At 46.9% G+C, this 23,920-nt stretch carries 23 protein-coding genes; 8 read left to right on the top strand and 15 right to left on the bottom strand.

Annotated elements, in window-relative coordinates; translation table 11 throughout:
• Positions 1–1,104, bottom strand: a 1,104-nt coding sequence (locus QT973_RS14175; protein WP_333211113.1) for a hypothetical protein, incomplete at its 3' end; no start/stop codon positions are given.
• Positions 1,105–1,749: 645 nt separating this feature from the next.
• Between QT973_RS14175 and psaA the strand changes: the two genes are divergently transcribed.
• The 5 genes from psaA to QT973_RS27055 all read left to right on the top strand — a co-directional run bounded on the left by psaA (position 1,750) and on the right by QT973_RS27055 (position 8,469).
• Complete coding sequence (gene psaA / locus QT973_RS14170; RefSeq protein ID WP_333057330.1) at positions 1,750–4,044, top strand: photosystem I core protein PsaA; 2,295 nt, start codon at positions 1,750–1,752, stop codon at positions 4,042–4,044.
• A 110-nt stretch (positions 4,045–4,154) separates the two neighbouring features.
• On the top strand, positions 4,155–6,383 hold the full coding sequence (gene psaB / locus QT973_RS14165; protein ID WP_333057331.1) for a photosystem I core protein PsaB: 2,229 nt from the start codon (positions 4,155–4,157) through the stop codon (positions 6,381–6,383).
• A gap of 86 nt (positions 6,384–6,469) precedes the next feature.
• Positions 6,470–7,555, top strand: a complete 1,086-nt coding sequence (locus tag QT973_RS14160; protein ID WP_333211114.1) for a DMT family transporter — start codon at positions 6,470–6,472, stop codon at positions 7,553–7,555.
• Positions 7,556–7,692: 137 nt separating this feature from the next.
• Positions 7,693–8,232, top strand: a complete 540-nt coding sequence (locus QT973_RS14155) for a cold shock domain-containing protein (RefSeq protein WP_333259958.1) — start codon at positions 7,693–7,695, stop codon at positions 8,230–8,232.
• A gap of 111 nt (positions 8,233–8,343) precedes the next feature.
• Positions 8,344–8,469 (top strand): DUF6939 family protein, encoded by a 126-nt coding sequence (locus QT973_RS27055; RefSeq protein ID WP_445243099.1) that lies wholly within the window; start codon positions 8,344–8,346, stop codon positions 8,467–8,469.
• A gap of 38 nt (positions 8,470–8,507) precedes the next feature.
• Here QT973_RS27055 and QT973_RS14150 read toward each other — a convergent pair whose 3' ends face one another.
• The 5 genes from QT973_RS14150 to QT973_RS14130 all read right to left on the bottom strand — a co-directional run bounded on the left by QT973_RS14150 (position 8,508) and on the right by QT973_RS14130 (position 9,961).
• Positions 8,508–8,702 carry a hypothetical protein gene (locus QT973_RS14150; protein WP_333055357.1) on the bottom strand — a complete coding sequence of 65 codons (195 nt, stop codon included), beginning with the start codon at positions 8,700–8,702 and terminating at the stop codon, positions 8,508–8,510.
• A gap of 158 nt (positions 8,703–8,860) precedes the next feature.
• A complete protein-coding gene (locus QT973_RS14145; RefSeq protein WP_006631308.1) occupies positions 8,861–9,073 on the bottom strand; it encodes a helix-turn-helix domain-containing protein in 213 nt (70 codons plus the stop codon).
• Positions 9,074–9,160: 87 nt separating this feature from the next.
• The gene (locus QT973_RS14140) at positions 9,161–9,373 is read right to left on the bottom strand and encodes a helix-turn-helix domain-containing protein (protein ID WP_242717445.1); all 213 of its coding nucleotides are present in this window, start codon (positions 9,371–9,373) and stop codon (positions 9,161–9,163) included.
• Positions 9,374–9,448: 75 nt separating this feature from the next.
• Complete coding sequence (locus tag QT973_RS14135) at positions 9,449–9,661, bottom strand: helix-turn-helix transcriptional regulator (RefSeq protein WP_333209659.1); 213 nt, start codon at positions 9,659–9,661, stop codon at positions 9,449–9,451.
• A gap of 87 nt (positions 9,662–9,748) precedes the next feature.
• Positions 9,749–9,961 carry a helix-turn-helix domain-containing protein gene (locus QT973_RS14130; protein WP_006631307.1) on the bottom strand — a complete coding sequence of 71 codons (213 nt, stop codon included), beginning with the start codon at positions 9,959–9,961 and terminating at the stop codon, positions 9,749–9,751.
• A 181-nt stretch (positions 9,962–10,142) separates the two neighbouring features.
• On the opposite strand from QT973_RS14130, the gene QT973_RS14125 reads away from it, so the two are divergent.
• Positions 10,143–10,613 (top strand): hypothetical protein, encoded by a 471-nt coding sequence (locus QT973_RS14125; RefSeq protein ID WP_333055354.1) that lies wholly within the window; start codon positions 10,143–10,145, stop codon positions 10,611–10,613.
• Between the two features lie 41 nt (positions 10,614–10,654).
• Here the strand turns inward: QT973_RS14125 and QT973_RS14120 are convergent, their stop codons facing one another.
• The 9 genes from QT973_RS14120 to QT973_RS14080 all read right to left on the bottom strand — a co-directional run bounded on the left by QT973_RS14120 (position 10,655) and on the right by QT973_RS14080 (position 20,910).
• Positions 10,655–10,861 (bottom strand): hypothetical protein, encoded by a 207-nt coding sequence (locus QT973_RS14120; protein ID WP_333055353.1) that lies wholly within the window; start codon positions 10,859–10,861, stop codon positions 10,655–10,657.
• Positions 10,862–11,113: 252 nt separating this feature from the next.
• Positions 11,114–12,436 (bottom strand): CO2 hydration protein, encoded by a 1,323-nt coding sequence (locus tag QT973_RS14115; RefSeq protein WP_333209656.1) that lies wholly within the window; start codon positions 12,434–12,436, stop codon positions 11,114–11,116.
• A gap of 109 nt (positions 12,437–12,545) precedes the next feature.
• Positions 12,546–12,932 carry a NirD/YgiW/YdeI family stress tolerance protein gene (locus QT973_RS14110; protein ID WP_333209654.1) on the bottom strand — a complete coding sequence of 129 codons (387 nt, stop codon included), beginning with the start codon at positions 12,930–12,932 and terminating at the stop codon, positions 12,546–12,548.
• A gap of 151 nt (positions 12,933–13,083) precedes the next feature.
• On the bottom strand, positions 13,084–14,637 hold the full coding sequence (locus QT973_RS14105; protein WP_333055349.1) for an NADH-quinone oxidoreductase subunit M: 1,554 nt from the start codon (positions 14,635–14,637) through the stop codon (positions 13,084–13,086).
• Between the two features lie 290 nt (positions 14,638–14,927).
• Positions 14,928–15,647: a carbonic anhydrase gene (locus tag QT973_RS14100; RefSeq protein ID WP_333055348.1), complete on the bottom strand. Its 720-nt coding sequence runs from the start codon at positions 15,645–15,647 to the stop codon at positions 14,928–14,930.
• 104 nt (positions 15,648–15,751) lie between these two features.
• Positions 15,752–17,611 (bottom strand): NAD(P)H-quinone oxidoreductase subunit F, encoded by a 1,860-nt coding sequence (locus QT973_RS14095; protein ID WP_333391554.1) that lies wholly within the window; start codon positions 17,609–17,611, stop codon positions 15,752–15,754.
• A 498-nt stretch (positions 17,612–18,109) separates the two neighbouring features.
• Entirely contained in the window at positions 18,110–19,093 is a 984-nt protein-coding gene (locus QT973_RS14090) for a glycosyltransferase (protein WP_333055346.1), read from the bottom strand.
• Positions 19,094–19,424: 331 nt separating this feature from the next.
• Positions 19,425–20,540 carry a phospho-N-acetylmuramoyl-pentapeptide-transferase gene (gene mraY / locus QT973_RS14085; protein WP_333055345.1) on the bottom strand — a complete coding sequence of 372 codons (1,116 nt, stop codon included), beginning with the start codon at positions 20,538–20,540 and terminating at the stop codon, positions 19,425–19,427.
• 130 nt (positions 20,541–20,670) lie between these two features.
• Positions 20,671–20,910 carry a DUF3134 domain-containing protein gene (locus QT973_RS14080; RefSeq protein WP_190659900.1) on the bottom strand — a complete coding sequence of 80 codons (240 nt, stop codon included), beginning with the start codon at positions 20,908–20,910 and terminating at the stop codon, positions 20,671–20,673.
• Positions 20,911–21,322: 412 nt separating this feature from the next.
• Here QT973_RS14080 and QT973_RS14075 point away from each other — a divergent pair, with 412 nt between their 5' ends.
• A complete protein-coding gene (locus tag QT973_RS14075; RefSeq protein ID WP_333391552.1) occupies positions 21,323–22,999 on the top strand; it encodes a glycosyltransferase family 4 protein in 1,677 nt (558 codons plus the stop codon).
• Between the two features lie 255 nt (positions 23,000–23,254).
• Positions 23,255–23,839, top strand: coding sequence for a PAP/fibrillin family protein (locus QT973_RS14070; RefSeq protein WP_333391550.1), 585 nt, complete (start codon positions 23,255–23,257; stop codon positions 23,837–23,839).
• Positions 23,840–23,920 lie beyond the last annotated feature (81 nt).

Here is a 23,920-nt window from a genome sequence, read left to right as displayed (position 1 = left end):
TATTGCTTGAATGGGAGCAACTTCGGGAGCGACTGTGGGCTCTAAGTTCGGTTGGGTAACAGGGGTTTCTGGAAGCGTGGGTGAGGGTTGGACAACTGGTGTTTTTTCTAATGCAGGTGTCGGTGTCGGTTCGGGGGTTGGGGTTGGTGTGGGAGCGGGGGCTTGGTAGGTACGATCGACTATACCGCGAGTTTCTGCTGCTGTTAGTTCGCCCCGCACTAATTTTGAAAGAGGCTCTTGGCCGAGCGGTTGGAAATTTATCAGTCTGACTGTATTATTAAAGGCGTTTTTGACGATATTTCCCCGTTCGTCAATTAATTCTAGCTGTACCCAGTTTTTCCCTGGTTTGAATCCTTTAAGATATATAGGTTGCCACTGGTCGATCGCAAAGCTTTGGCCGTTGACTGTGGCTCGAATTTTCCAATCGAGTATTTCATCTTGGAAATTTTCTTGCGCCACTTCGTGCGGGGGGGCATTTGTCAAGTAAAAGTCGAGCAGGATGGGTTCTGCCCCGTAGCTGCCTTGGGGGCTGTTGTACGTTAATAGGGGCAATTTTCGATCGGGATTATTGTCGTCTGTTTTGGTAAAAACGTGAAAGGTGGTTTGAGCCACCGCACCTTCGTTTTTAAAGCTTTCTTCCCAAGGGCGGGCGGCGAACACCTGCAGGGTATGGGTTCCCGGATCTAAGTCGGAAAGCGTTAAAGGTTGGTTGATGTCGTAAACTGCTGCATAAGGTTGGTTGTCTAATAAAACTTGCAGATGGGGGCCCAAACCCAAGTTTGCATCTTTGAAAATGGGCAAGTCCTTCACTTGGAACTCAACAGATACATTTATATCCTGAAGCACTTCGTCAGGTTTTGGATTCAAAATACTAATTTGAGGCTGGTAGATTTCTAGAGCCTGACGCAGTTGTTGAATGGCTTCTGGGGGAGAAACCTCTGAGATTCTGTTTACTGGGGCGGTAGCTGAGCCGCTCTTGTTCCCTGGTTTGGGCAATTCGGGATGGCCCGCGCCACAACTTGCTAAACCCAAAATTAATACTGCTACTGCGAACAATGCCAGCAGCCTGCCCGCAACCGTTCTGTGCCAATTGATCCCAATCACGCAACCATACTCCTAGAAGCCTTCTCATAGGGAACTATAGCCCAAAAATGAATTTAGTATTGGGGAATTGCCGGCTTTGGAATTCCCAAGCCGCGTAGGAACCCGGATTGAGGCAGCAGCGGGCAACCCATCGTCTCCTACTTTTAATTGCTGTAGCCTTTTTCCCAAACATATATCTACAAATGAGTATTCCTAAATTACCTTATCTTTGAGTTTTGTAAAGTTAATGGCAGTACCCCTTGACTTTTTAGAGCGACTGTGGGATTTAAAGGCGTTATTACATCAAGAATAGAGGCTTTTTTAAGTATTGTTAACAAGCGATTAATACTCCTCTAGCAAGCTTATAATTCATAAAACTCCCTCAAAAGGAGCAGCCGTATCAAGTCTGAATCAAGGAGGCGATCGGCGGCTCCAGATAGCGAGAAGAGTTGGCAGTACCCAGTCACATTGTTAGCGACACTGGGAAACTGGCTTCTTCACAGAAGCAAAATGCTTGGGGAGACGATGCACCTGCGTCTAGCTCTGCAAAGAGTAAAGTGCAGTGAAGTGTCGGCTTTTTCGAGAATCCCCCGCCTAATCAAGCGTGGGGAGTGTCCGGTACAGTGTTCAGTTCTCGTTCCTTGTCTTACCGAGAGGAGAGTCTTCATGACCATTAGTCCTCCAGAGCGAGAGGTAAAAGCTAGGGTAGTAGTCGATAAAAATCCGGTTCCAACTTCTTTCGAGAAGTGGTCAAAACCCGGTCATTTTGATCGCACTCTAGCTAAGGGGCCAAAAACCACCACTTGGATTTGGAACCTCCACGCTAACGCTCACGACTTTGACAGTCATACAAGTGACTTAGAAGACGTTTCGCGCAAAATCTTTAGCGCTCACTTCGGCCACTTGGCAGTAATCTTCGTATGGTTGAGCGGCGCATATTTCCACGGCGCTAAATTTTCCAATTACGAAGCTTGGCTGACAAATCCTACAGCCATCAAGCCCAGCGCTCAAGTGGTCTGGCCGATTTTTGGTCAAGAAATTTTAAATGCAGATGTAGGCGGCGGCTTTCACGGGATTCAGATCACCTCTGGTCTATTCCAACTGTGGCGCGCCAACGGCATCACTAACTCATACCAGCTATATTGCACTGCGATCGGCGCCCTGGTAATGGCAGCTTTGATGCTGTTTGCCGGTTGGTTCCACTATCACGTCCGCGCTCCGAAACTGGAATGGTTCCAGAACGTGGAATCGATGATGAACCACCACTTGGCAGTTTTGTTAGGCTGCGGGTGCTTGGGCTTCGCAGGACAACAAATTCACGTGGCTCTGCCGATCAATGCTTGCATGGACGCGATCGATGCAGGTGCACCGCTGACAGTCGGCGGTAAGCTGATCAAAACAGTTGCCGACATCCCCCTGCCGCACGAGTGGATTTTGACACCGGGCTTGATGGCTGACATCTACCCGAGTTTCGCTAAAGGTTTAACCCCCTTCTTCACCCTCAACTGGGGCGCATATACAGACTTCCTGACCTTCAAAGGCGGTCTGAACCCCACCACAGGCGGTTTGTGGCTGACTGATACAGCACACCACCACTTAGCTTTGGCAGTGCTATTCATCGTCGCTGGTCATATGTACCGGACGAACTGGGGCATCGGCCACAGCATGAAAGAAATCCTAGAGAACCACAAAGGCCCCTTCACTGGTGAAGGTCACAAAGGTCTCTACGAAATCCTGACTAATTCTTGGCACGCGCAACTGTCGATTAACTTGGCACTGATGGGCTCTTTGAGCATCATCGTCGCCCAACATATGTACGCGATGCCTCCGTATCCGTACATCGCGACCGACTACCCGACTCAGCTATCCCTGTTCACCCACCACATGTGGATTGGCGGATTCCTGATTGTTGGAGCAGCCGCTCACGGAGCAATCTTCATGGTTCGGGATTACGATCCCGCTGGAAATGTCAACAACTTGTTGGATCGCGTGATCCGTCATAGAGATGCGATCATTTCCCACCTGAACTGGGTTTGTATATTCTTGGGCTTCCACAGCTTCGGTTTGTACGTTCACAACGACACGATGCGCGCTTTCGGTCGTCCTCAAGATTTGTTCTCGGATACCGGGATTCAGTTGCGTCCGATATTTGCCCAGTGGGTGCAAAACATCCACGCTTTGGCTCCGGGCACAACAGCGCCTAATGCTACGGAAATCGTTAGCCATGCTTTTGGCGGCGGTGCAGTAGTAGTCGCCGGCAAAGTAGCGATGATGCCGATCGAGTTGGGTACGGCGGATTTCATGATCCACCACATCCACGCTTTCACCATTCACGTTACAGTCCTGATTCTTTTGAAAGGCGTGTTGTTTGCACGCAGTTCTCGCTTGGTTCCTGACAAAGGCAACTTGGGCTTCCGGTTCCCTTGCGACGGCCCCGGCCGTGGCGGCACCTGCCAAGTTTCTGGTTGGGATCACGTGTTCCTAGGCTTGTTCTGGATGTACAACTGCATCTCGATCGTGATTTTCCACTTTAGCTGGAAAATGCAGTCGGACGTGTGGGGAACAGTATCGCCAGACGGCACAATTTCTCACATTACCGGTGGCAACTTCGCACAAAGTGCAATCACGATTAACGGCTGGCTGCGGGACTTCCTTTGGGCGCAAGCTTCTCAGGTGATTCAGTCCTACGGTTCGGCACTGTCGGCCTACGGTCTGATGTTCCTAGCTGGACACTTCGTCTTCGCCTTCAGCTTGATGTTCCTGTTCAGCGGCCGCGGCTACTGGCAAGAACTGATTGAGTCGATTGTTTGGGCTCACAACAAGCTCAAGGTAGCTCCGTCGATTCAGCCTCGCGCTCTGAGCATTATTCAGGGTCGGGCTGTGGGTGTAGCTCACTACCTCCTAGGAGGAATTGTCACTACGTGGGCATTTTTCCTAGCGCGAATCATTTCGGTAGGGTAAACTACCCCTAGGTTTTGGATTCTCGATTTGGGAGGAATCTCAAATCGAGAATCCAAACTCCGAACCGAATCCCTTCAATTTTGTTCAGGATTCAGGATTAATCAAGGCTTATGGCAACGAAATTTCCAAAATTTAGCCAAGACCTTGCCCAAGACCCGACCACACGGCGGATCTGGTACGGGATTGCCACAGCACACGACTTTGAAAGCCACGATGGCATGACCGAAGAAAATCTTTACCAAAAGATTTTTGCTTCTCACTTCGGCCACCTAGCAATCATTTTCTTGTGGACATCGGGCAGCCTGTTCCACGTAGCATGGCAAGGTAACTTTGAACAGTGGATTAAAGACCCTCTAAACGTCCGCCCGATCGCTCACGCGATTTGGGACCCGCAATTCGGCGCTCCTGCAGTAGAAGCTTTCACTCAAGGGGGCGCTTCTAACCCGGTGGATATCTCTTACTCTGGTGTCTACCATTGGTGGTTCACCCAAGGGATTCGGACAAACGCCGACCTGTATCAAGGAGCTATCTTCTTGCTACTACTGGCGGCTGTCTTCCTGTTCGCAGGTTGGTTGCACCTCCAGCCCAAGTACCGCCCCAGCTTGTCTTGGTTCAAAAATGCTGAATCTCGCCTCAACCACCACTTGGCTGGTTTGTTCGGTGTCAGCTCTTTGGCTTGGACTGGTCACATGGTTCACGTTGCTATCCCCGAATCTCGCGGACAGCACGTAGGTTGGGACAACTTCTTGTCTACCCCACCTCACCCGGCCGGTTTGGCTCCGTTCTTCAGTGGTAACTGGGGCGTATACGCCGAGAATCCAGATGCAGCGAACCATGTCTTCGGTACTTCCGAAGGCGCTGGAACCGCAATTCTGACTTTCTTGGGTGGCTTCCACCCTCAAACAGAATCCCTGTGGCTGACAGACATCGCTCACCACCACTTGGCGATCGCAGTTCTGTTTATCGTTGCCGGTCATATGTACCGGACTAACTTCGGTATCGGTCACAGCATCAAAGAGATGTTGGATTCTAAGGCTGGTTTGGTCGGCGGCAAGAGTGAAGGACAGTTCAACTTGCCTCACCAAGGCTTGTATGAAACCTACAACAACTCGCTGCACTTCCAACTGGCATTTCACCTCGCTGCTTTGGGTGTAATTACCTCCTTGGTAGCACAGCATATGTACGCGATGCCTCCCTACGCTTTTATAGGTAAGGACTTCACGACTCAGGCTGCGCTTTACACTCACCACCAGTACATTGCTGGATTTATCATGGTCGGCGCTTTCGCCCACGGAGCTATCTTCTTGGTGCGGGACTACGATCCTGAAGCAAACAAAGGCAACGTGCTCGATCGCGTGTTGCAGCACAAAGAAGCGATTATCTCTCACTTGAGCTGGGTGTCGCTGTTCTTGGGCTTCCACACTCTCGGCTTGTACGTTCACAATGACGTTGTAGTTGCTTTCGGAACTCCTGAAAAGCAAATCTTGATTGAACCAGTGTTCGCACAGTTCATCCAAGCTGCTCACGGAAAAGCTCTCTACGGCATGGACGTGCTGTTGTCTAACCCTGACAGCATTGCTTCTACCGCTTGGCCCAACTACGGCAACGTATGGCTCCCAGGCTGGTTGGATGCGATTAACAGCGGTACTAATTCTCTGTTCTTGGCGATCGGACCTGGCGATTTCTTGGTTCACCACGCGATCGCACTAGGCTTGCACACCACCACCTTGATCTTGGTCAAGGGCGCTCTGGATGCACGCGGTTCTAAGCTGATGCCGGACAAAAAAGACTTCGGTTATGCTTTCCCTTGCGACGGCCCCGGCCGTGGCGGTACTTGCGACATCTCTGCTTGGGACGCGATGTACCTGTCTGTATTCTGGATGTTGAACACCCTAGCTTGGGTAACGTTCTACTGGCACTGGAAGCACCTGGGCATCTGGCAAGGTAACGTGGCTCAGTTCAATGAGTCTTCTACCTACCTGATGGGCTGGTTCCGCGATTACCTCTGGCTGTATTCTTCTCAGTTGATCAACGGTTACAACCCGTATGGTACTAACAACTTGTCAGTCTGGGCTTGGATGTTCTTATTCGGACACCTTGTTTGGGCAACTGGTTTCATGTTCCTGATCTCTTGGAGAGGTTACTGGCAAGAGTTGATCGAGACTTTGGTTTGGGCTCACGAGCGCACTCCTTTGGCTAACTTGGTTCGCTGGAAAGACAAGCCTGTTGCTTTGTCGATCGTCCAAGGTCGTTTGGTTGGCTTAGTTCACTTTACTGTGGGCAACGTCCTCACTTACGCGGCCTTTGTAATTGCCTCGACAGCCGGGAAATTCGGATAATTCCGAAGTCTGGTTTTGTAGGTAATTAAATCAAATCCCCTGCCTTCTGGCGGGGGATTTTTTTGTATATGTGTCAATTACCGCCTATGCAACAGTGGTATAAAGAAGATATGGCATTATATATTCATGTTGATATTATCGTGTCTCAATTATTCAACCGCATCCCTGGACGAACCTATTTATTACTAGCAATCCTCATTTTTGCTGCCTCTAACTCTGTCATTCGCAAACTGACCGATTTAGGAGCGCAGAACCCGATAAACGGCAGAAATTTGATTTCACTTTGTAATGTTTTATTTGTAGGGAATCTCTGCGCGTTAGCAGTTTTATTCCTGGTTTATCGCCAGCAATGTACAGTGCAAAATTTCCGATCGATTCCCAGTAAAACATGGTGGGGGTTGATGGGAATTTCTTTGCTATCTGGGGCATTGGCTCCAGCCTTAACTTTTATGGCGTTGGATTTAACCGCTGTCAATAATGTGGTACTGATTGGACGCATTGAGCCGCCTCTGATTTTAGCGCTGTCCATTCTAATTTTGGGCGATCGCGTCAATCTTTGGGTGATTGCGGGGGCGATGGTTTCGTTTGTGGGTGTTGCACTGACTATTGTATTGCAAGCACCGACTACCGATATGATGGACATGGGCGGATTGACGATCGGCAGAGGCGAATTCATGGCAGCATCCGGGGCGATCGCGTTAGCCATTTCGACGATTATTAGTAAAGTCACGCTCAAACAAATTCCGTTAGGATTGTTCTCTATTATCAGAACAACACTGGGAACAGTTGTTTTCTTTATGGCTGTTTTAATCTTATATACTCCCACCCACTGTATCGATATTTTTTCGCCCTTCCTCTGGCAGTGGATGCTCCTCTACGGTGGGATTATTGTTGTGGGCGGACAACTGTGCTGGTTTACCGGACTAAAAACGACGGGCGCTGCAGATGTATCCCTCGCCAGTTCGTTTAGTCCGATCGCGGGGATTTTAGCCGCCTATTTGATTTTATCGGAAACGCCAACAAGAGCTCAATACATCGGGGGCAGCATCATTTTAATCGGGATCGTTCTCAATCAAATTGGCGTTTTTCGCAAGCAAACCCAACCCGCGCCTCAACCTCCTGTAAGTCCGGCAAAAGAGATGGATATGGAGGTGGGATTCAAAGGGATTTAATGGTTAATACTACAGATTCTTAGTTACAATAAGTAACCCTAGAAGTTGATATTCGCAATAGTCCGATTAATGTTCGTCGGCGCCAGAAGGCGAAGCGGTTGGCTGAGTCTGTTAAGCACGAATAAAAGTTCAATTTTATGAAACCTGTTCTGAATAAAGGGCAACTGACAACCTGGAAAGACGATCGGGGGTTTGGCTTCCTTAAACCGGATGATGGCAGTAAAGAAGTTTTCTTGCATATCAGTGCGCTGAAGGAAGCAAGTCGTCGCCCAAAAGTTGGAGATACGATTTTGTACCAGGAAGTTGCTGAAACAGACGGGAAAGTACGTGCAACTAGAGCATCAATTCAAGGTGTTGCACCTCGACATCAGCCAACAAAGCAGAAACCACAGAAACGCGGTGTACTCAAAACAGTTTTTGGTATTGGGATTCTGGCTGTCATTGTGGTTATTACAATCGAGTTTAGTCCTAGTCGTTCACCTTCTCCAATTACATCGATCGCAAAACCAGGATGTACTATCAAAGGCAACATCTCGATCGATACAGGCAATAAGATTTATCACCTTCCAGGCATGGAAGATTACGAATCAACAGTTATCGATCCAGCTAGCGGTGAGAGATGGTTTTGCACAGAGTCAGAGGCGATCGCCAATGGTTGGCGTAAAGCACCGAGGTAGCCCCAGCATCCCAACAGCCGTGCTGCACCGGAACGGATTGCTCAAGGAAGAAGCCAGAAGTTGATATCGCCGTTTTTGCTATGGTGGATTTACTTGAGCCCCCACTTGACTATGCAACTCTACGTCGAAAGCAAAAGAAAGAAAATTGACGTGATACGCGGCCCATATTCTCAAGCCGAGATTGTTGATATTACATCGAAAGCTGATCGACCTTGGATAAAGTTGAGTCCATTTTAGCCGTAAAGATTAAACTGTTGACCTGGTTTTCCTCCGCTTCAAATCTCTCCATTCACCTGCATTTGATGCACCTTATCGGCCAACTCTTGGCGGCTTTCCTTATCGAGTGCATCAATTGCCAGCATTCCCAAATACACTACTTCTTTCTGAGTTAGTCTGGTCGCTAGCGCTTGTTTTTGAATGACTTCCTTGATCACGGAACTGACCGCGATCGCAGTATTAGTTTTAGCCACGAAGAATAATCAACTATTAATAACAACTTTCCTTGATGTTACCATCCTCAATCCGATTAAGTACAATAATGTTTGAGTAAGTACAGTTAATCCTGCTATAGTGGAAAAAATAAAAAAAAGCGATCGCCCCCGGTGTAGACAACTTAAGGGCGATCGACCTATTCCTCAATAATCTCCACCAAGTCCTCAATCATCACATCAAAGGCCCGCGCTAACTTGTACAGGGCGGTAAAGTCAACCATTGATATTTCTGAACGACGAGCATAGCTGGTTATGGTGCTATAGATCACGCCCGATCGCTCAGCCACCTCCTTGAATGTCCAGCCTCTCTCGGCCGCTAGCTCTCGCACTTTAACTCTGACTAAACCCATGCTTGACAAATAATGCAGTTGCGTTTTAAGATAATTGCATCTGAAAAAGCGATCGCCCCCGGTCTAGACAACTTAAGGCCGATCAACCTATTCCTCCAAAACCTCAACCAAATCCTCAATCATCACATCAAAAGTCCGAGCTAACTTCCGCAGCAAAGTAAAGTCAACCGTTGTCAGCCCTGGACAACGAGCATAATGCTTGACAGTGTTGTACATTACCCCAGAACGTTCTGAAACTTCCTTGAATGTCCAACCTTTCTCAGCAGCTAGTTCTCTGACTTTAATTCTTACTAAACCCATGCTTGAGAGTGGATGCAATTCTTAGGTTGGCTCACCATGATATCAGAAAATCCGTCAATATCGTGGGCGATCGACCTATTCCTCCAAAATCTCCACCAAATCCTCAATCATTACGTCAAACGTGCGAGCCAACCTGTGCAAGTAGGCAAAATTAACGGTTGTCATGCCTTGACATTGGGCGTAGTTTCTGATGGTGCTGTAACCAACGCCCGATCGCTCAGCCACCTCCTTGAATGTCCAGCCTCTCTCGGCCGCTAGCTCTCGCACTTTAACTCTGACTAAACCCATGCTTGACAAATAATGCAGTTGCGTTTTAAGATAATTGCATCTAAAAAAGCGATCGCCCCCGGTCTAGACAACTTAAGGTCGATCGACCTATTCCTCCAAAACCTCAACCAGATCCTCAATCATCACATCAAAAGTCCGAGCTAACTTCCGCAGGCAAGTAAAGTCAACCATTGCCATTTCAGGACGACGAGCATAGCTTCTGACAGTGCTATAAATTACCCCGGAACGATCGGATACTTCCTTAAGCGTCCAGCCCTTCTCCGCCGCTAGTTCCCGAATTTTTAGCCTGACTAAACCCATGCTTGACAGTTGATGCAATTGCGTCGTACAATTTTATATGTAAAGAGCGATCGCCCCCCGGCCTGGAAAACTAAAGGGCGATCGTCTGTAAAACCTAATCTGGACAGATTATTTCTTTCTATCAAAAAGTGCATTTGCCATATCCAGAAGTCTACTAACCATATCCAGAGGTGTACTAGCCATGATATCAGAAACTCCGGCAAAATCGCGGACGATCGCAGAATCCAGAATAATTCACAAATCGCCAATCCTGCATCCGCTGGCGAGATTCGTTACCGAAGAAACAGTTGCACTCCTGTTCAATATCACAGCAGACGAGATTTACCGCATCGAATGCTGTCGTTACATGGTGTACGTTCACGCCAAAGGCATCAGCCGCTTTGTTAGCTACGCCGATTTTCCTCCTATTTTACAAGTACAGCCGATCGCACTTCAAGATTTTGGCAGATGGTACAAACGCTGGAAAAGCAAGCAAGCACCAGCATTTTGGACTAAATTCTACACGTACAAGTTCAAAAAAGCTGTTTCCGTTGACAGCTTGCTAGAGTGGGGCCAATTGGTAGCTACTGTTAAATCGGTCATTTCTGGGCCCGCGCTGCAACAGCTACGAGATGTCTATGCCCAAGAAAAAGATTTGATGGATAAATTTTAAAGTGCGCTCGACTTAATCCTACTTGAACTTTCAATTAAATTTTAAAACACTTCATCTTCGATTCCCAGCCACCATTCCCCCAGATTCATTAAATCTTTGTGGATATCGGTAAGTTCTGTCATATACTCTTCAGCAGAAATCTCCGATCGCCTTTCTTGCAATTTTTTCAGCCGCAGTTGCACCAACAGCCAAGGTTTGGAAATCCCATCGGTTGCTTCGATATATTTGGCTAGCTGTTTGCTGTCCATAGTTATTGATTATTTTTTATATCGGAATGATTAAACCGCAGAGAACGCAGAGAACGCAGAGGAAGAGAAGAGAGAGATGAATAATTCTGAGACCAACTAATCTAATATTATAGGACTTTTGAAACGGCTTAAAAAGCTCTGATTTTTCCCAGTCGGTTTCAACCGACTTGAGCTTTGAGCCAGGGGTTGAAACCCCTGGCGGACTAACGGATTGGCGGACTTGGAAGCTAATATGCCTCCCGCAAACATCTTTTACCTATAATCCGAAGTCTGAATATTCTTGAGCTTCGCAGCATATTTCATGCCGTATTCCGGGCGACAGAAGCGATCGATCTGAGACTCAAAGAAAGCCCGATTTGCCTTCAAATGCTTTGGATTCGGGTCATCTAAAGGATACAAAAGAGCAGTCCGTAACGCTTGAATCACCGCCGAAGTTACGCAGTACATCGATCGCTGGAATGTCACCCCAATTTGATTTAGGATATCATCTTCACCGCGACAGCGCTGTTTGTAGAAATCCATCAAATAAGGCGGCAGGAAATGCAGCATATCTTGTGCTAGCAAAGTCGGCGGAATCCCCGCCGTACCTACCGGGAATTTGTCTGCATACAAAACTCCGTAGTGGAAGTCTTTTTGGTCGTCAGGAACTTCTCTAGCTTGAGCGTTGTAAGATTTGGTGCCTCGGAATGGCGAAGTGCGATAAAATACAGCTTCCACGTAAGGTAACGCTGCTTCGTAAAGCCAAGTGAAACCTTTAGATTTGGGGATGATTTCGTAGGTTTCACCGTCGATTTGGACATGGTGGTAAATGGGTCTTCCGGCGATCGCAAATATGCCATTTACTAGGAAATCCATCGCCTGCGGGACTGTGGTAATTTTCCCTTCGTCGTACAAGTCGGAAACTTCAAAAAACACTGGTGCCATTACTTCCCAGAATAAACCGAGATTGCTGTAATAAGACATTTGGCGGCACTGTTCTAAAAACATTTCGGGAAATGCTTTGTGAATTGCCAGCATGAACGGGTCTTTTTTGAAGTAAGCTTTAATTGCGCGATCGGCATTAGCTTTATATTCGTCACTGTCCAAATAAGGATCGAATTGATTGGTTGGGACGTACAAGCCCCGGTGCCAAAGCATTGACCTCATGCACTCTTCGGCAAATTCCATGTTAATGCGATCGTGCCACAAATGATGGAACAGTCGCGGGAGTTTACCAGTTTCACCCTTCTCCATGAACTCCAAAAGTTCTGGGTGGACACTTCCAGTACCGCGCCAAATCCGCAAATCTGCACCGTCGCCTGCATAGTGATTTTGTAAATCTAAATACTCTTGCGGTAAAAAGTATTTAAAGAAAGGAAGCGGGTGTAAAAATACTCGTTCGGCGATGTAAAGCAAATCCCGCCAGTAGAAGTCCATCGGCACCGCGTAAGCTTTCCAGATAGCGATGATTTGCATCAGATTTTCCGGCGTATCTGGAATCATAGCGCCGCCCGCTTCCAGTCTGTGAATTATTTCGGCAAATTCGTGTTTTGAAGGGGGTAGTTTAGTTGCTGGTTTATTAGGGGTTTGTACCATTGTTTCTTCCTTTGTTTGACTGAATTTTACTATTTATAAATTGCTCTATTCGGGAATTAGGTTCTCCCAAATCTCATGCTTTTCGGAAAGATAGCGCTGCTTTTTACAGTTATTTTTCCTCTTTTCCAGCCCAAGGAGGCGGGCCTTGTGGAGAGCGGATGTTGATAATTGATCCGTTCGACAGAGTTATCGAAAAAGCATCAAATTCGCCGTCATCCATTTCGCCAACAACGGTAATTGTTTCCCCTTCTGATAGATTAATATTGCGCCACCTGCGCGGGCCGGCATCGACTTTAACTTGACCGCTGCCGTCATTTAAAATCCACTCATTTTCATCAGCTTCTCCAAAACCGACTACTCGGCCAGAGATGGTAATTCCTGTTTTCGATGCTGGCAAATCGCGAATTCGAGTTATAGCTTGTGCAAAAGCAGAAGTTGCCATTACTAAAAGAAGGGTTGTAACGGCGGATAAACTGAAAAGTTTTTTCGGTTTCATGAGCGCTCATCTCCTGGTATTTATCTGGAGGCTCTGCGTCCAAAATCTTGCATTAAAATTGGATACAGAGCCTAGTAACGAGTAGATATTTGTGAGGCAGCATAGTCGGACACAAGGCAAGTGCCGACCCTATTTTAATCGCTGAACTATCTCAGTCTGCGGAGACAGACTTCGTTTGTGTAAAGGCGATTTCAATCGCTGATTTTTTCCAAGGATAGCTAATAGCAACTTGGGTATTCCTGTCAGCCGGCAGAGTAGCAACGATCGCATTTGTAGTCGATTCGCTCCACTTGAGCAGCCAAGCAGGTTGAATTCCCAACACGAAAATGATGCCCGCCAAAACCAGCGCCGGCATATTTTCAGCAAACGTAACTGGAGGGTAGTAAGCCGTGGCATTGTCCAACTTCCCAAAACAGGTGCGGTTGAGCAGAATCACAAAGTAAACGGCTGTTAAACCCGAAGCTAAAATGCAGATTAAAGTGGGAATTGGAAAGATAGAGAAACTGCCTTGAAATACTAAAAATTCGGCAATAAAACCCACCAAACCGGGAATGCCGGCGCTTGCCATGCCGCCCAAAACTAACAGGGAACTAGCCGTGGGTAAACCCCGCATCGGATTCATCAAACCGTTGAGCACGTCCAAATCTCGCGTGCCGACTTTGCTTTCGATGATGCCTACTAAATAAAATAGCAAAGCTAAAATTAAGCCGTGGCTTACCATTTGCCCGACTGCACCGATTAATGCCAGCTTCGTACCCGCAGCGCAGGCAACGAGGATGTAGCCCATATGCCCGATCGAACTATAGGCTACCATGCGTTTGATGTCTTTTTGGGCGATCGCGCTCAAAGCACCGTACATCACGCTCACAGTCCCGATAATCGCTAAACCGGGAGCGATAATCGACCAAGTTTCGGGAAACATCTGCAAGCCAAACCGCACTAAACCGTAAGTTCCCAACTTCGCCAGAATCCCTCCCAGCAAAATTGCTGTTGCTGGCGAAGCTTCCACGTAAGCATCCGGTAGCCAAGTATGCAGTGGCACCAAGGGAATTTTAATTCCCAACCCAATTAGCAAAATTGTTAGCAGGATTAACTGCACATTTCTCGGCAATTCTTGAGTGGTAATCGCACTGTAATCGAAATTTAAAGAACCGCTAAGCCAAGCCACACCCAAAAATGCTGCTAGCACTAAAAGTCCCGAAACTGCCGTGTAGATCAAAAACTTCATGGCAGCGTATTCCCGCTGCTTTCCGCCCCAAATCGCAATCAACAGGTAAAAAGGAATTAATTCTACTTCGTAAAACAGTACAAACAGCAGCAAATTTTGAGACATCAAAGCTCCGGCAATACCAGCATTGATTAGCAAAATCAAAGCGTAGTAAAGCTGGGGGCGCTCCATCTTTTCGCCCGTGCCGTAAATGACTAATAGCGTCAGCAAAGCACTTAAAACCAGCAGCGGCAAGGACAAGCCGTCAATGCCCAAGTTGTAGCTCAAACCTAATTGTGGAATCCAAGGCAAATATTCTTGAAATTGCAGTCCCGAATTTGCTGGATCGAATTGAGTTAACAGCCAGATATTCAATATGAAAATAGCTGCTGCAAAAGCCGATGCTATTGAACGCAGGCGCATCCCATTTATGTTTCCGGGCAGGAACCCGACTACCGCAGCGCCCAACGCGGGCAACCAGAGCAAGGCACTAAGCATAATGTGTGAAGAGTAAAGAGTAAAGAATCTATTGAGAGTTGATAGTTGATAGTCAATCTTTGAGAGTTGAGAGTTGATAGTTGATAGTTATCAAGCGTCAATTGTCAAATTTCAATTTTTCGCTGTTACAAACCCCTCGCTGTCAATTGTCAACTGTCAATTGTAGGCTGTTAAAACCCCTTGCTGTCCCAGGTCAACTGTCCCAGGTCAACTAACTCTGGGGGCGGGCACGGGGGCACAGCCCCTACCAACTGTCAACTGTTAACTGTTAACTGTTAACTGTTAACTGTTTAAGACTCAACCAACCTATTGATGAGACCCGTATCTAAATCGTAATAGCCACCCACCACTTTCAGTTTATTCTCCAGAATTAACTGAGAGATCACTGGAGATGCTTTTAATTTTCTAGTTTGCAGGATAACATTTGCTTTTGAAGCATTTTCTAGATGATCGCCCGTTTGGTTTTTTGAGCTTTCTACAGCAGGCTTAATGGCGTCGAGCAAACTGCCAATTTGACCGGGAACTTGAGCACCTTTAATGGTAGCTTCTACCGCACCGCACCTTTTATGCCCGATTACCATCAGCACTTTTGCTCCCAACACCAACGTGCCAAATTCCAGGCTGCCAATTTCTTCGGGAGTCGCCACATTGCCGGCGACTCGACAGACAAATAAATCTCCAAATCCTTGGTCGAAAATAATCTCGGAAGGGAAACGGGAATCCGAACAGCCGAGAATAGCAGCAAAAGGTTTTTGAGATATGGCAACTTGGGCGAGATCGGATAAGTTTTGGTTAAAACCTCGGCGTTTTTTTTCAACAAACCGCTTGTTCCCGCTCATTAACTTTTGCAAAGCTGCATCGGGAGTCATGTCATTTTGAGCAATTGCTGGTTCGGGTGCAGCCAAATCAGCGCCTGCTCCTGCTGCGAGTATCCCTGTACCAATGGCTCCTGCGACAAATTTGAGGGAATTGCGTCGGGAAAGATTGAAGTGTCTGTTGTCTGAGGTCATTTATGCTGCCTTATTTGAACGAGTGGGAAATCTTTGTTCAAGATTTCAGGTTTTTAAGATTTTAGATTAAAACTGTCACCTAAAATCTTCAATTTTATATGTCTTTACCCGCCTACAATCAGCGACAAGCGAGCTAGCAAAGGCCAGCTTATGAGTAGTCCCAAAACTGCTACTCCGAACAGAATTGTTAGGGCGTAAAACTGAGTTTGACCGTTAACGTTGTATTTGAGGCTTTGCCCGCCGAAAACCGTTGCAAAACCGATTAAGTTCGCGAATCCGTCAACAATATTGCGATCGAACCACGAGATGATTTGAGCAACTAAACCGACTGCAAATATCACAGTCACCCGGTAAAGTTTTGCCGTGTAAAAGTCGTAAGCAAAAAAGTCTTGCAAAGCTTCAGAACCAATTCGTACCGGTTTTTCCCATTTTTCGTTCAGGTAAACAAATGCTCCGGCACTGATGCCGATCGCCGTTGACAAAACTAGCAATCCAGTTGCGGTATAATTCAAACTTGCCCCCGGCACTAAATGCCACGCCGCCAGCAAGTGCGGAACGTGCAAAGTAAAGCCCATTAAAACAGTCATCGGCAAGATAAAAGGCCAGTGAACTTCCGGCGAGCGTTCGGTCATTTGCTTTGGTTTGCCGCCGAAAACTAAACCGAAGACGCGCACCAAGCCAAAAGCAGTGACGCCGTTTACAAACAGCACTATTCCTAACAAGAAAGGGTGAGTTTGCGAAAGCCCGGATGTGAAGTCTTCTAAAGCCCAGAAACAGCCGAAGGGCGGCAGTCCCACCAATCCAGCGCTACCGACAATAAACGATATCGCCGATATCGGCCGCTTTCTCCACAAACCGCCGAGAGCTCGGACATCCTGAGTGATGCTGTTCCAAACTACCGAACCGATGCTCATCACCAGCAAACCCATTGCCAAGCTGTAGGCAAATATCAATGTCAGGGCTGTCGGGGCTTGTCCGGTGCCGACGGCGATAAATACTAAGCCCATGTAAGAGCTGACTATATAAGAAAGCGTGCGCTTGATGTCAATTTGGGCGATCGCAATTAATGAAGCACCAACCGCCGTCGCAGCACCTACAATAATAGTTGTCTTCACACCCACGGGCGACAAAGCAATCACCGGCTGCAACTTAATCAATATCCAAGCACCAGTTTCCACAACTACGGTGTTCCGCAAAATCGTCGCCGGCAGCGGGCCTTCCATCGCTTCATCCAGCCACAGGTGCAAGGGAAACTGAGCGCACTTACCCATCGGGCCAGCAATCAAAGCTAAGCTCAACAGCGTCGCTACAGTAGGGTCAAGCTTTGCAGTCTCGGCCCAAACAGCCAACTCGTCAAAATTCCAAGTTCCAGCCAGCGGCAGAATTGCGACTACTCCCATCAGCAGGAATAAGTCACCCACCCGCTTGGTTAAGAAAGCGTCGCGGGCTCCTGTCACCACCAAAGACTGATTGAACCACAGCCCGACTAGCAGGTAAGTACCCAAAGTCAGAACTTCCAAAATCATGTAACTGAAGAAGAGAGAATTGCACAGTACCAAGCCGCACATCCCCGCTTCAAACAGCCCCATCAGGGAAAACAATCTCGCCCAGCCCCAGTCCATTTCCATGTAACCGAAAGCATAAATCTGCGCCAGCAAGTTCAGTCCAGTAATCAAAACTGTCGCCCCGACGGTGACAGCAGAGATTTCAACGGGAATTGTTAAGTCTAAACCTGCTACATTCAGCCAGGGAATGAACTGGTGTTGCGCTGGTTGGTTCCAGATAGCTGTGAGGGCGATGACGCCGTGTAGGAAAGCGAACAACGTTAATATGGCGTTCACATAACCTGATGGTCTTGGCCCCGTGCGACGGGTAACTGCCGGAAACCACAGTATCGACAGAACTCCACCGATGAGTGGATAGCAAGGTATAAACCAAACCGTCTGGAGTAAGATTTGAGCCATTGGCATTACCTGTAAAGGTTACAAAAATTTAAAATTCTGAGAATAATTCCGATCGGGCAAACAACAGCACGGCGAAAGCCAGAAGGCAGAATTAGAGGCTATTTTGGCGTCAGTATTCGAGTTACTCGTTGTTTTGATACTAGGCGGGAAGAATAGACTTATTAATTTTATATTAAGTATTGCGTTAAATTTTCATATTTCTGATTCAGCATACTTATCTATACCGATAACCTCTACTTATAGGTATATAGGGGCGGGATGGTGTACAAACGAATATTTGTCGATCGCACATCTTGCACCATTTTGAGGAACAGGCAAGATGCCTGTTCCACAAAGAATTCAATTTTTTTGTGGGGAGTAGGGGTTGGGCTTCCTGCCTGCCCGTGAAATGCTTATTTAGAAAAGGCAAGATGCCTGTTCCACAAAGAATTCAATTTTTTTGTGGGGAGTAGGAGTTGGGCATCCTCCCCGCCCGTGAAGTGCTTATGGTCTAAAATATTAAAATCGCTCAATCTGCCAAGCTGCTAAAGGAAGTTTGGCTTGGCGCTGTCCGATCGCCCTTGCCCTAACATTCACTAGACCGATCGGCGTATTAAACAAATCTACCATATCGGCTTGGGCCATCGCACTTTTGGCAGCAGCCACAGGAAATTCTTTTAACAGCCATCTAGCCAGCCGATAAAAATATTCCGGTGCTGTCAATTCTCGCATCAAATCGACACCGTGGAGTTCGTGCAAATATTTATTAGATTCGCCGTACCGATACCATTGACTTTGCAACTGTTTTATTGTATAACGGTGGCGGTGTCGGACGATCGCATTTTCGGCAAAATACATTTTATAGGATGTTTCGCGCAAAATCCGCCAACACAAGTCAGCATCGCCGCCGCTGGTGAGATGCGGGCGAAATAATCCTATTTGTTGTAAGACTAGCCTCCGTACAGCTAAGTTGGCGGTTTGACCGTAGGGACAAAAAGGGTGAGCGAGGGTATGTTTTTGAGATAAAGTATTTTGGCGATCGGCGTGTTGTTCTAAGATAGTTTTACCGGGCAAAGCGAGTATTTCCCCAGCGCTAATTCCTACTTCTAAGTCAACAAATGGCTTAACTAAATTTTCCAGCCAGTCAGATTCCGGGCGACAGTCTGCATCGGTAAATGCAATGATTTCGCCTGTGGATGCGCGAATTCCTTGATTGCGGGCGGCGTAGGAACTTTGAATCTGATTTTCGGTGAGGTGGCGAATGGTTATGTGATTGAAATTGCTTCCTCCCGTTACCAAGGGGGGGAGTGAGGGGGGGTTAGAGGCTGCTGTTTGGAGGATTGCTGAAGTGCGATCGCGACTGTTGTTGTCTACTAAGAGATATTCTACTCTGTGTGGCGGATAAGTTTGCGATCGCAGGCACTCGATCAACTCCGGCAAATCCATCTCGCCGTTGTAAACAGGCACAACCACCGAAACCTCCGGTAAAAACGTTTTAGTCATTCAGAAACAACCGTAAACGATAGCATAACTAATATTGAGTAAGATTAAACGAACCGCGAAGGCGCTAAGGAAGATAAATAAGCAAATGTAGTTCTTCCTTTGTCCTAGAACCCTCTTCGCGGTTATTCAAATAATTAAAAAGTGTTACTAATTTCCATTGCATTAACTGAGGATATCAATTCTCAAAATTATAACTTCCGAGCCTTAAACAGGCAAGATGCCTGTTCCACAACTGCATTCAGTTATTGTGGAACAGGCATCTTGCCTGTTTCTATGAAATAGTAGAAAATATCTCTTACATCCCCTGTGCAATCCGTCACGCAATCTCTTCTCAAATGTTGCTAGTTAACATCAGAATCATTAACACTAACGCCCCGTTAGTTAAATAAAAAATGCCAACAACCTGAGTTTCCAACCACCCGCACAACTCTAAATGATGGTGCAGTGGAGCCATTCTTAACAGACGCTTGCCGATTCCATCAGGCCCTTTTGTAGCTTTGTAATAACCTACTTGAGCAATTACTGACAGCGTTTCAATAAAGAAAATCCCGCTGATAATTAATAATATCCAAAGGCTATTTGTTAATAAAGCTACCGCACCCAACGCACCGCCCAAAGCTAAAGCACCTGTATCGCCCATAAACACCTTGGCTGGATTGCGGTTGTGTGCTAAGAAACCGAAACAACTGCCGCTGATGCAAGCGCAAAATATCATTAATTCTGGCGAAGTTGAGGCTACAGATGCGCCCAATCCCAAAAGTGCGATCGCCCCCAAACCTCCCATCAACCCGTCAACACCATCGGTAAGATTAGTAGCATTGCTTTCGGCAACTAGCACAAAACCAGCCAGCGGCCAGAACAGCAAACCTAACGGCAATACCCAACCGAAAGGCAAAGCAACATTCGTAGAAATTGCAGGTTGATGAAACATCAGCCACAGACAAAATAGAGCAGCAAAACTTATTTGCAAAGCCAATTTCATCCGAGGTGAAATACCTTTGTTCGACTTGCGTCGCAGAATTTGCCAGTCATCGAGCCAGCCAATGAAACCGTAAGCTAAAGTTAAAGCCGATACGGCAACAACATCTAAGTTAAACTTAGACCAAAGTAAAGCGACTGCTACCCCTGCAGGTATAAAAAAGATGCCTCCCATTGTCGGCGTTCCCGCTTTTTTCAAATGGGCTTGGGGGCCGTCTTCGCGAATTATTTGTCCTGCTTTTAGTTGCTGGAGTACGGGCACCACTGCATAGCCCAACCCCGACGCAACTACAGCACAAACAACTAGCGGCATAAATAGCGATGCAGGTAAATTCAAAAATCTACCCGCTACTACATCTAAACCGATCGCTACAGTGCCGAGCCCCAAACCCAGCAGCAGGAATAAATTCTTGCCTGTAAGTTTGAAAGGCAGACTAAAAGAGATTTTCTCATCCAAAAAGTTATCCATAACACTCCTCACCACACACTATTTGAGAATAAGCAATTGACAATGGGGGAATAGGGTGCGATACAGGAGATTGAGAAATCTCTGAGTTTTTCTTCCCTGTTTCCGGTTGATTTCTTCACCCTTTTACCCGTTATTCTTCGCCTACACTCACATCCTCTTCTACTTCATCTTCTAAATCATCGTAAGGACTGTCGTCAACTGCCATCAGTTCAGAAATTTCTTCTTCGTGCAGATAGTCGGGTTCTTGGACATCCCTTGCTAACAGGCGATTGTTAGATTCCAACCAGTCTAAAAGAGAAGATTGCTGTTTTAATGGAATTACATCCGCAGGTAAATGGCGAGGAATTTGACGCAGAGATGGGTTGTACATGATTATCGGTTTTTAAAGACAAAGACGCGATCGAGTAGAGGTAACGTTTTGCCGACGAACTGCTGCTTTGATCAAGCACTTGCAAATCGGGCATTTAGCAAGGCTAAAGCATTATACCACAGGCACTGTTTGGTTCCGGATCGGATAAGATGGGAGACCCAAAAGGCGATCGCCCCCAAGCATGGGCATGAGGATAGCACTAAAATCCGCTCTTGCCAATCCTTCTTTAGCCGTAAGCATTGTACTCTAAGACGATCGTCTTTAAGATATCGCGGGACAAGCGGCGATCCTGTTCTGCAAGCCTCCCTAACAGCAAGGGTTTGATTCACAACAGTCTCCTGGTTTTTCATCAAAGCCTGATCCCGAATGCCCTCTGGCTTCTTCAGTCAACTCTCAAGCAATAAATCTCAGAATGGATATAACGGCAGCGGTTTTATACAACAAAGAGGGCTACCACACCGGAGGCAAAAAACTTCTGGGGCGTCATTCAGCCGGAGAAGGGTTTCTCAAAAGCTTAGTCCAACACGGAACCGCCGACTCTCTCTACTGTTGCGCCGATAGCGAAACAACCTTTAAAGAGTTTTGTTCGCACATCCAACCTTGGCTGCAAACACCTCGGAAAGTCCGCTGGATTCCCATGGAACGACCGGATTTGCTATCTCAACCGGGCACAATTTACCGACCCGATCCGGTTCTGTCGCAGATGGTTTGGGCGCGCAGATTTGTCGATCAGCGGGCCTACAGCGTTTGCGGCGTTACTCACACGATCGGTACAAAATACATCATGGAGGCGATCGGCGATTTGATCACCGCACCCATGCAGCCTTGGGACGCCCTGATCTGCACATCTGCCGCCGTGAAAACAGCAGTAGAAGGAGTTATGAGAGAGTGGTCTGAATATTTAGCCCAGCGCAACGGCGGTAAACCGGAAATTTTGGTCAAATTCCCCGTTATTCCCCTCGGAGTCGATTGCAGCGCGTTTCCGCAGGGTGTGGAAGCAGTGAATATTCGCCACCAAATGCGACAAGAACTCGGCATTTATCCCGAAGATATTGTTGTGTTATTTGTCGGTAGATTGACTTTTTCTGCAAAAGCTCATCCGGTACCCATGTACATCTCCCTAGAACGGGCGGCACAACAGACAAAAGCCAAAATCCACTTAATTCAAGCCGGTTGGATCGAAGATCCGAGAGAAGAACCCGACTTTAAAAAGAGCGCGCCAATATTTTGTCCCTCGGTGAATGCTATTTTTTTAGATGGGAGACAGCCCGAAATTAGAATAAATATTTGGTCGGCGGCCGACATTTTCATTTCGCTTTCCGACAACATTCAAGAATCCTTCGGACTGACACCAATAGAAGCCATGGCGAACGGACTCCCGGCCATAGTCTCCGATTGGAACGGATACAAAGAATCTGTACGCCACGAAATAGACGGCTTCCGCATTCCCACACTCATCCCGCCCCCCGAATCTTGTTTAGATTTAGCCCTAAATTATCTCGACGGCAGCTTAAATTGGCCGACTTACATGGGTCACACTTCCCTCGCCACAGCAGTTGACATTGATGCTTGCACCCTGGCGTTGTGTGAATTAATTGAAAACCCAGAATTGAGAAAGCGGATGGGGGAAAATGCCAGACTAAGGGCGAGGGAAATTTATGATTGGAAAGTAGTAATTGCTGCTTACGAACAATTGTGGCGGGAATTAGCAGAAATTCGCATTGCGGCACCGGAGTCAGCACCTTTAAAACCTGGGAAGCCGCCTTATCCCCTAGGCGACGATCCGTTTCGGGTATTGGGTAATTATGCGACTAGAAGTTTAAGCAATGAGATGATGCTGAGTCTGGGTGCGATCGCCACACCAGAACTTTTCAAGCAGGTACAGACAATTAGGTTTACCAGTTTTGGTGAGGATAGGAGAACATCTGTTAACATTCAGATGGAGATATTGGAGACAATTAAGCAGGAAGGTGCGATCGGCGTGGGGGAACTTATCCGACGCTACGTTAAAAACGAGCAAGAATTAGCCGACCTGTATCGGACTTTGCTTTATTTGGTGAAATTTGATATCTTAGTTATTAGTTGTTAAGCTGTCACGCATTTAAATTGCATATTCAGGGCGGGCGAGACGCCCACCCCACAAGAATTAGATTGTTTTTTGACATTCTATTTAAATGCACAACAGCTTAATACTCTGCGGAATCGGCGATTAATATCGCTAGTACACAAAATTTCCTCCCTCTCGCTTGAGACAGAAGAAAAGAGCGGTCTGACTTTTGCCTCACCTTCGATAATTAATCCGTGTATTCGTGTCAAAATCCGTGTTCTTCCTTCTTAAAAAATCATGCTTAGAAAATCTGCACTCTTAGAGATAATTGCTGGTAAGAATCGCGGTTTGCTGGCTACGGCTAGCGACAAGCAAGCGATTTTAAGTGCGATCGCCCAATTGGAAGATTACAACCCCACGCCTCGCCCTGTCGAAGCCCCAGAGCTTTTAAATGGAGATTGGCGGTTATTGTACACCACCAGCCGCGAACTGCTGAATCTCGACAGTTTTCCCTTGGTGAAATTGGGTCAAATTTATCAATCTATCCGCGTCAAAGAATCTAAAATTTACAACATTGGCGAACTTTACGGCTTGCCTTATTTGGAAGGAATTGTCAGTGTAGCAGCAAGATTTGAGCCAACTTCCGAACGGCGAGTGCAGGTGAAGTTTGAGCGGTCTATAGTAGGTTTAAGCAGGTTGATTGGCTATGAATATCCGGGGAAGTTTATCAATGAGATTGAGTCGGGTAAAAAGTTCGCTGCTGTAGATTTCGGGCTGGATACTCGCGAACAGCAGGGATGGCTGGATGTCACTTATTTGGATAAAGATTTGCGGATTGGACGGGGGAATAAAGACAGTGTTTTTGTATTAACAAAAGAGTGATTTTGTGATGTGTGATTAAGTGCGATCGCCCCTTAACTCATACTAAATTTATCTTTCCTTCATCCGCGTTTATCCGCGTTC

Source organism: Microcoleus sp. Z1_A1, assembly GCF_036700305.1.
Lineage (GTDB): Bacteria > Cyanobacteriota > Cyanobacteriia > Cyanobacteriales > Microcoleaceae > Microcoleus.
This window is presented reverse-complemented; position numbering and strand designations above follow the sequence as displayed.

Coding starts and splice junctions, on each gene's coding strand:
- QT973_RS14145 (WP_006631308.1), bottom strand. CDS start 9,073: ATGGGTTTAGTCAGAGTTAAAGTGCGAGAGCTAGCGGCCGAGAGAGGC.
- mraY (WP_333055345.1), bottom strand. CDS start 20,540: ATGGATAACTTTTTGGATGAGAAAATCTCTTTTAGTCTGCCTTTCAAA.
- psaB (WP_333057331.1), top strand. CDS start 4,155: ATGGCAACGAAATTTCCAAAATTTAGCCAAGACCTTGCCCAAGACCCG.
- QT973_RS14080 (WP_190659900.1), bottom strand. CDS start 20,910: ATGTACAACCCATCTCTGCGTCAAATTCCTCGCCATTTACCTGCGGAT.
- QT973_RS14075 (WP_333391552.1), top strand. CDS start 21,323: ATGGATATAACGGCAGCGGTTTTATACAACAAAGAGGGCTACCACACC.
- QT973_RS14120 (WP_333055353.1), bottom strand. CDS start 10,861: ATGGACAGCAAACAGCTAGCCAAATATATCGAAGCAACCGATGGGATT.
- QT973_RS14130 (WP_006631307.1), bottom strand. CDS start 9,961: ATGGGTTTAGTCAGGCTAAAAATTCGGGAACTAGCGGCGGAGAAGGGC.
- QT973_RS14090 (WP_333055346.1), bottom strand. CDS start 19,093: ATGACTAAAACGTTTTTACCGGAGGTTTCGGTGGTTGTGCCTGTTTAC.
- QT973_RS14135 (WP_333209659.1), bottom strand. CDS start 9,661: ATGGGTTTAGTCAGAGTTAAAGTGCGAGAGCTAGCGGCCGAGAGAGGC.
- QT973_RS14105 (WP_333055349.1), bottom strand. CDS start 14,637: ATGCTTAGTGCCTTGCTCTGGTTGCCCGCGTTGGGCGCTGCGGTAGTC.
- QT973_RS27055 (WP_445243099.1), top strand. CDS start 8,344: ATGCAACTCTACGTCGAAAGCAAAAGAAAGAAAATTGACGTGATACGC.
- QT973_RS14100 (WP_333055348.1), bottom strand. CDS start 15,647: ATGACCTCAGACAACAGACACTTCAATCTTTCCCGACGCAATTCCCTC.
- QT973_RS14115 (WP_333209656.1), bottom strand. CDS start 12,436: ATGGTACAAACCCCTAATAAACCAGCAACTAAACTACCCCCTTCAAAA.
- QT973_RS14095 (WP_333391554.1), bottom strand. CDS start 17,611: ATGGCTCAAATCTTACTCCAGACGGTTTGGTTTATACCTTGCTATCCA.
- psaA (WP_333057330.1), top strand. CDS start 1,750: ATGACCATTAGTCCTCCAGAGCGAGAGGTAAAAGCTAGGGTAGTAGTC.
- QT973_RS14070 (WP_333391550.1), top strand. CDS start 23,255: ATGCTTAGAAAATCTGCACTCTTAGAGATAATTGCTGGTAAGAATCGC.
- QT973_RS14110 (WP_333209654.1), bottom strand. CDS start 12,932: ATGAAACCGAAAAAACTTTTCAGTTTATCCGCCGTTACAACCCTTCTT.
- QT973_RS14155 (WP_333259958.1), top strand. CDS start 7,693: ATGAAACCTGTTCTGAATAAAGGGCAACTGACAACCTGGAAAGACGAT.
- QT973_RS14125 (WP_333055354.1), top strand. CDS start 10,143: ATGATATCAGAAACTCCGGCAAAATCGCGGACGATCGCAGAATCCAGA.
- QT973_RS14140 (WP_242717445.1), bottom strand. CDS start 9,373: ATGGGTTTAGTAAGAATTAAAGTCAGAGAACTAGCTGCTGAGAAAGGT.
- QT973_RS14160 (WP_333211114.1), top strand. CDS start 6,470: ATGCAACAGTGGTATAAAGAAGATATGGCATTATATATTCATGTTGAT.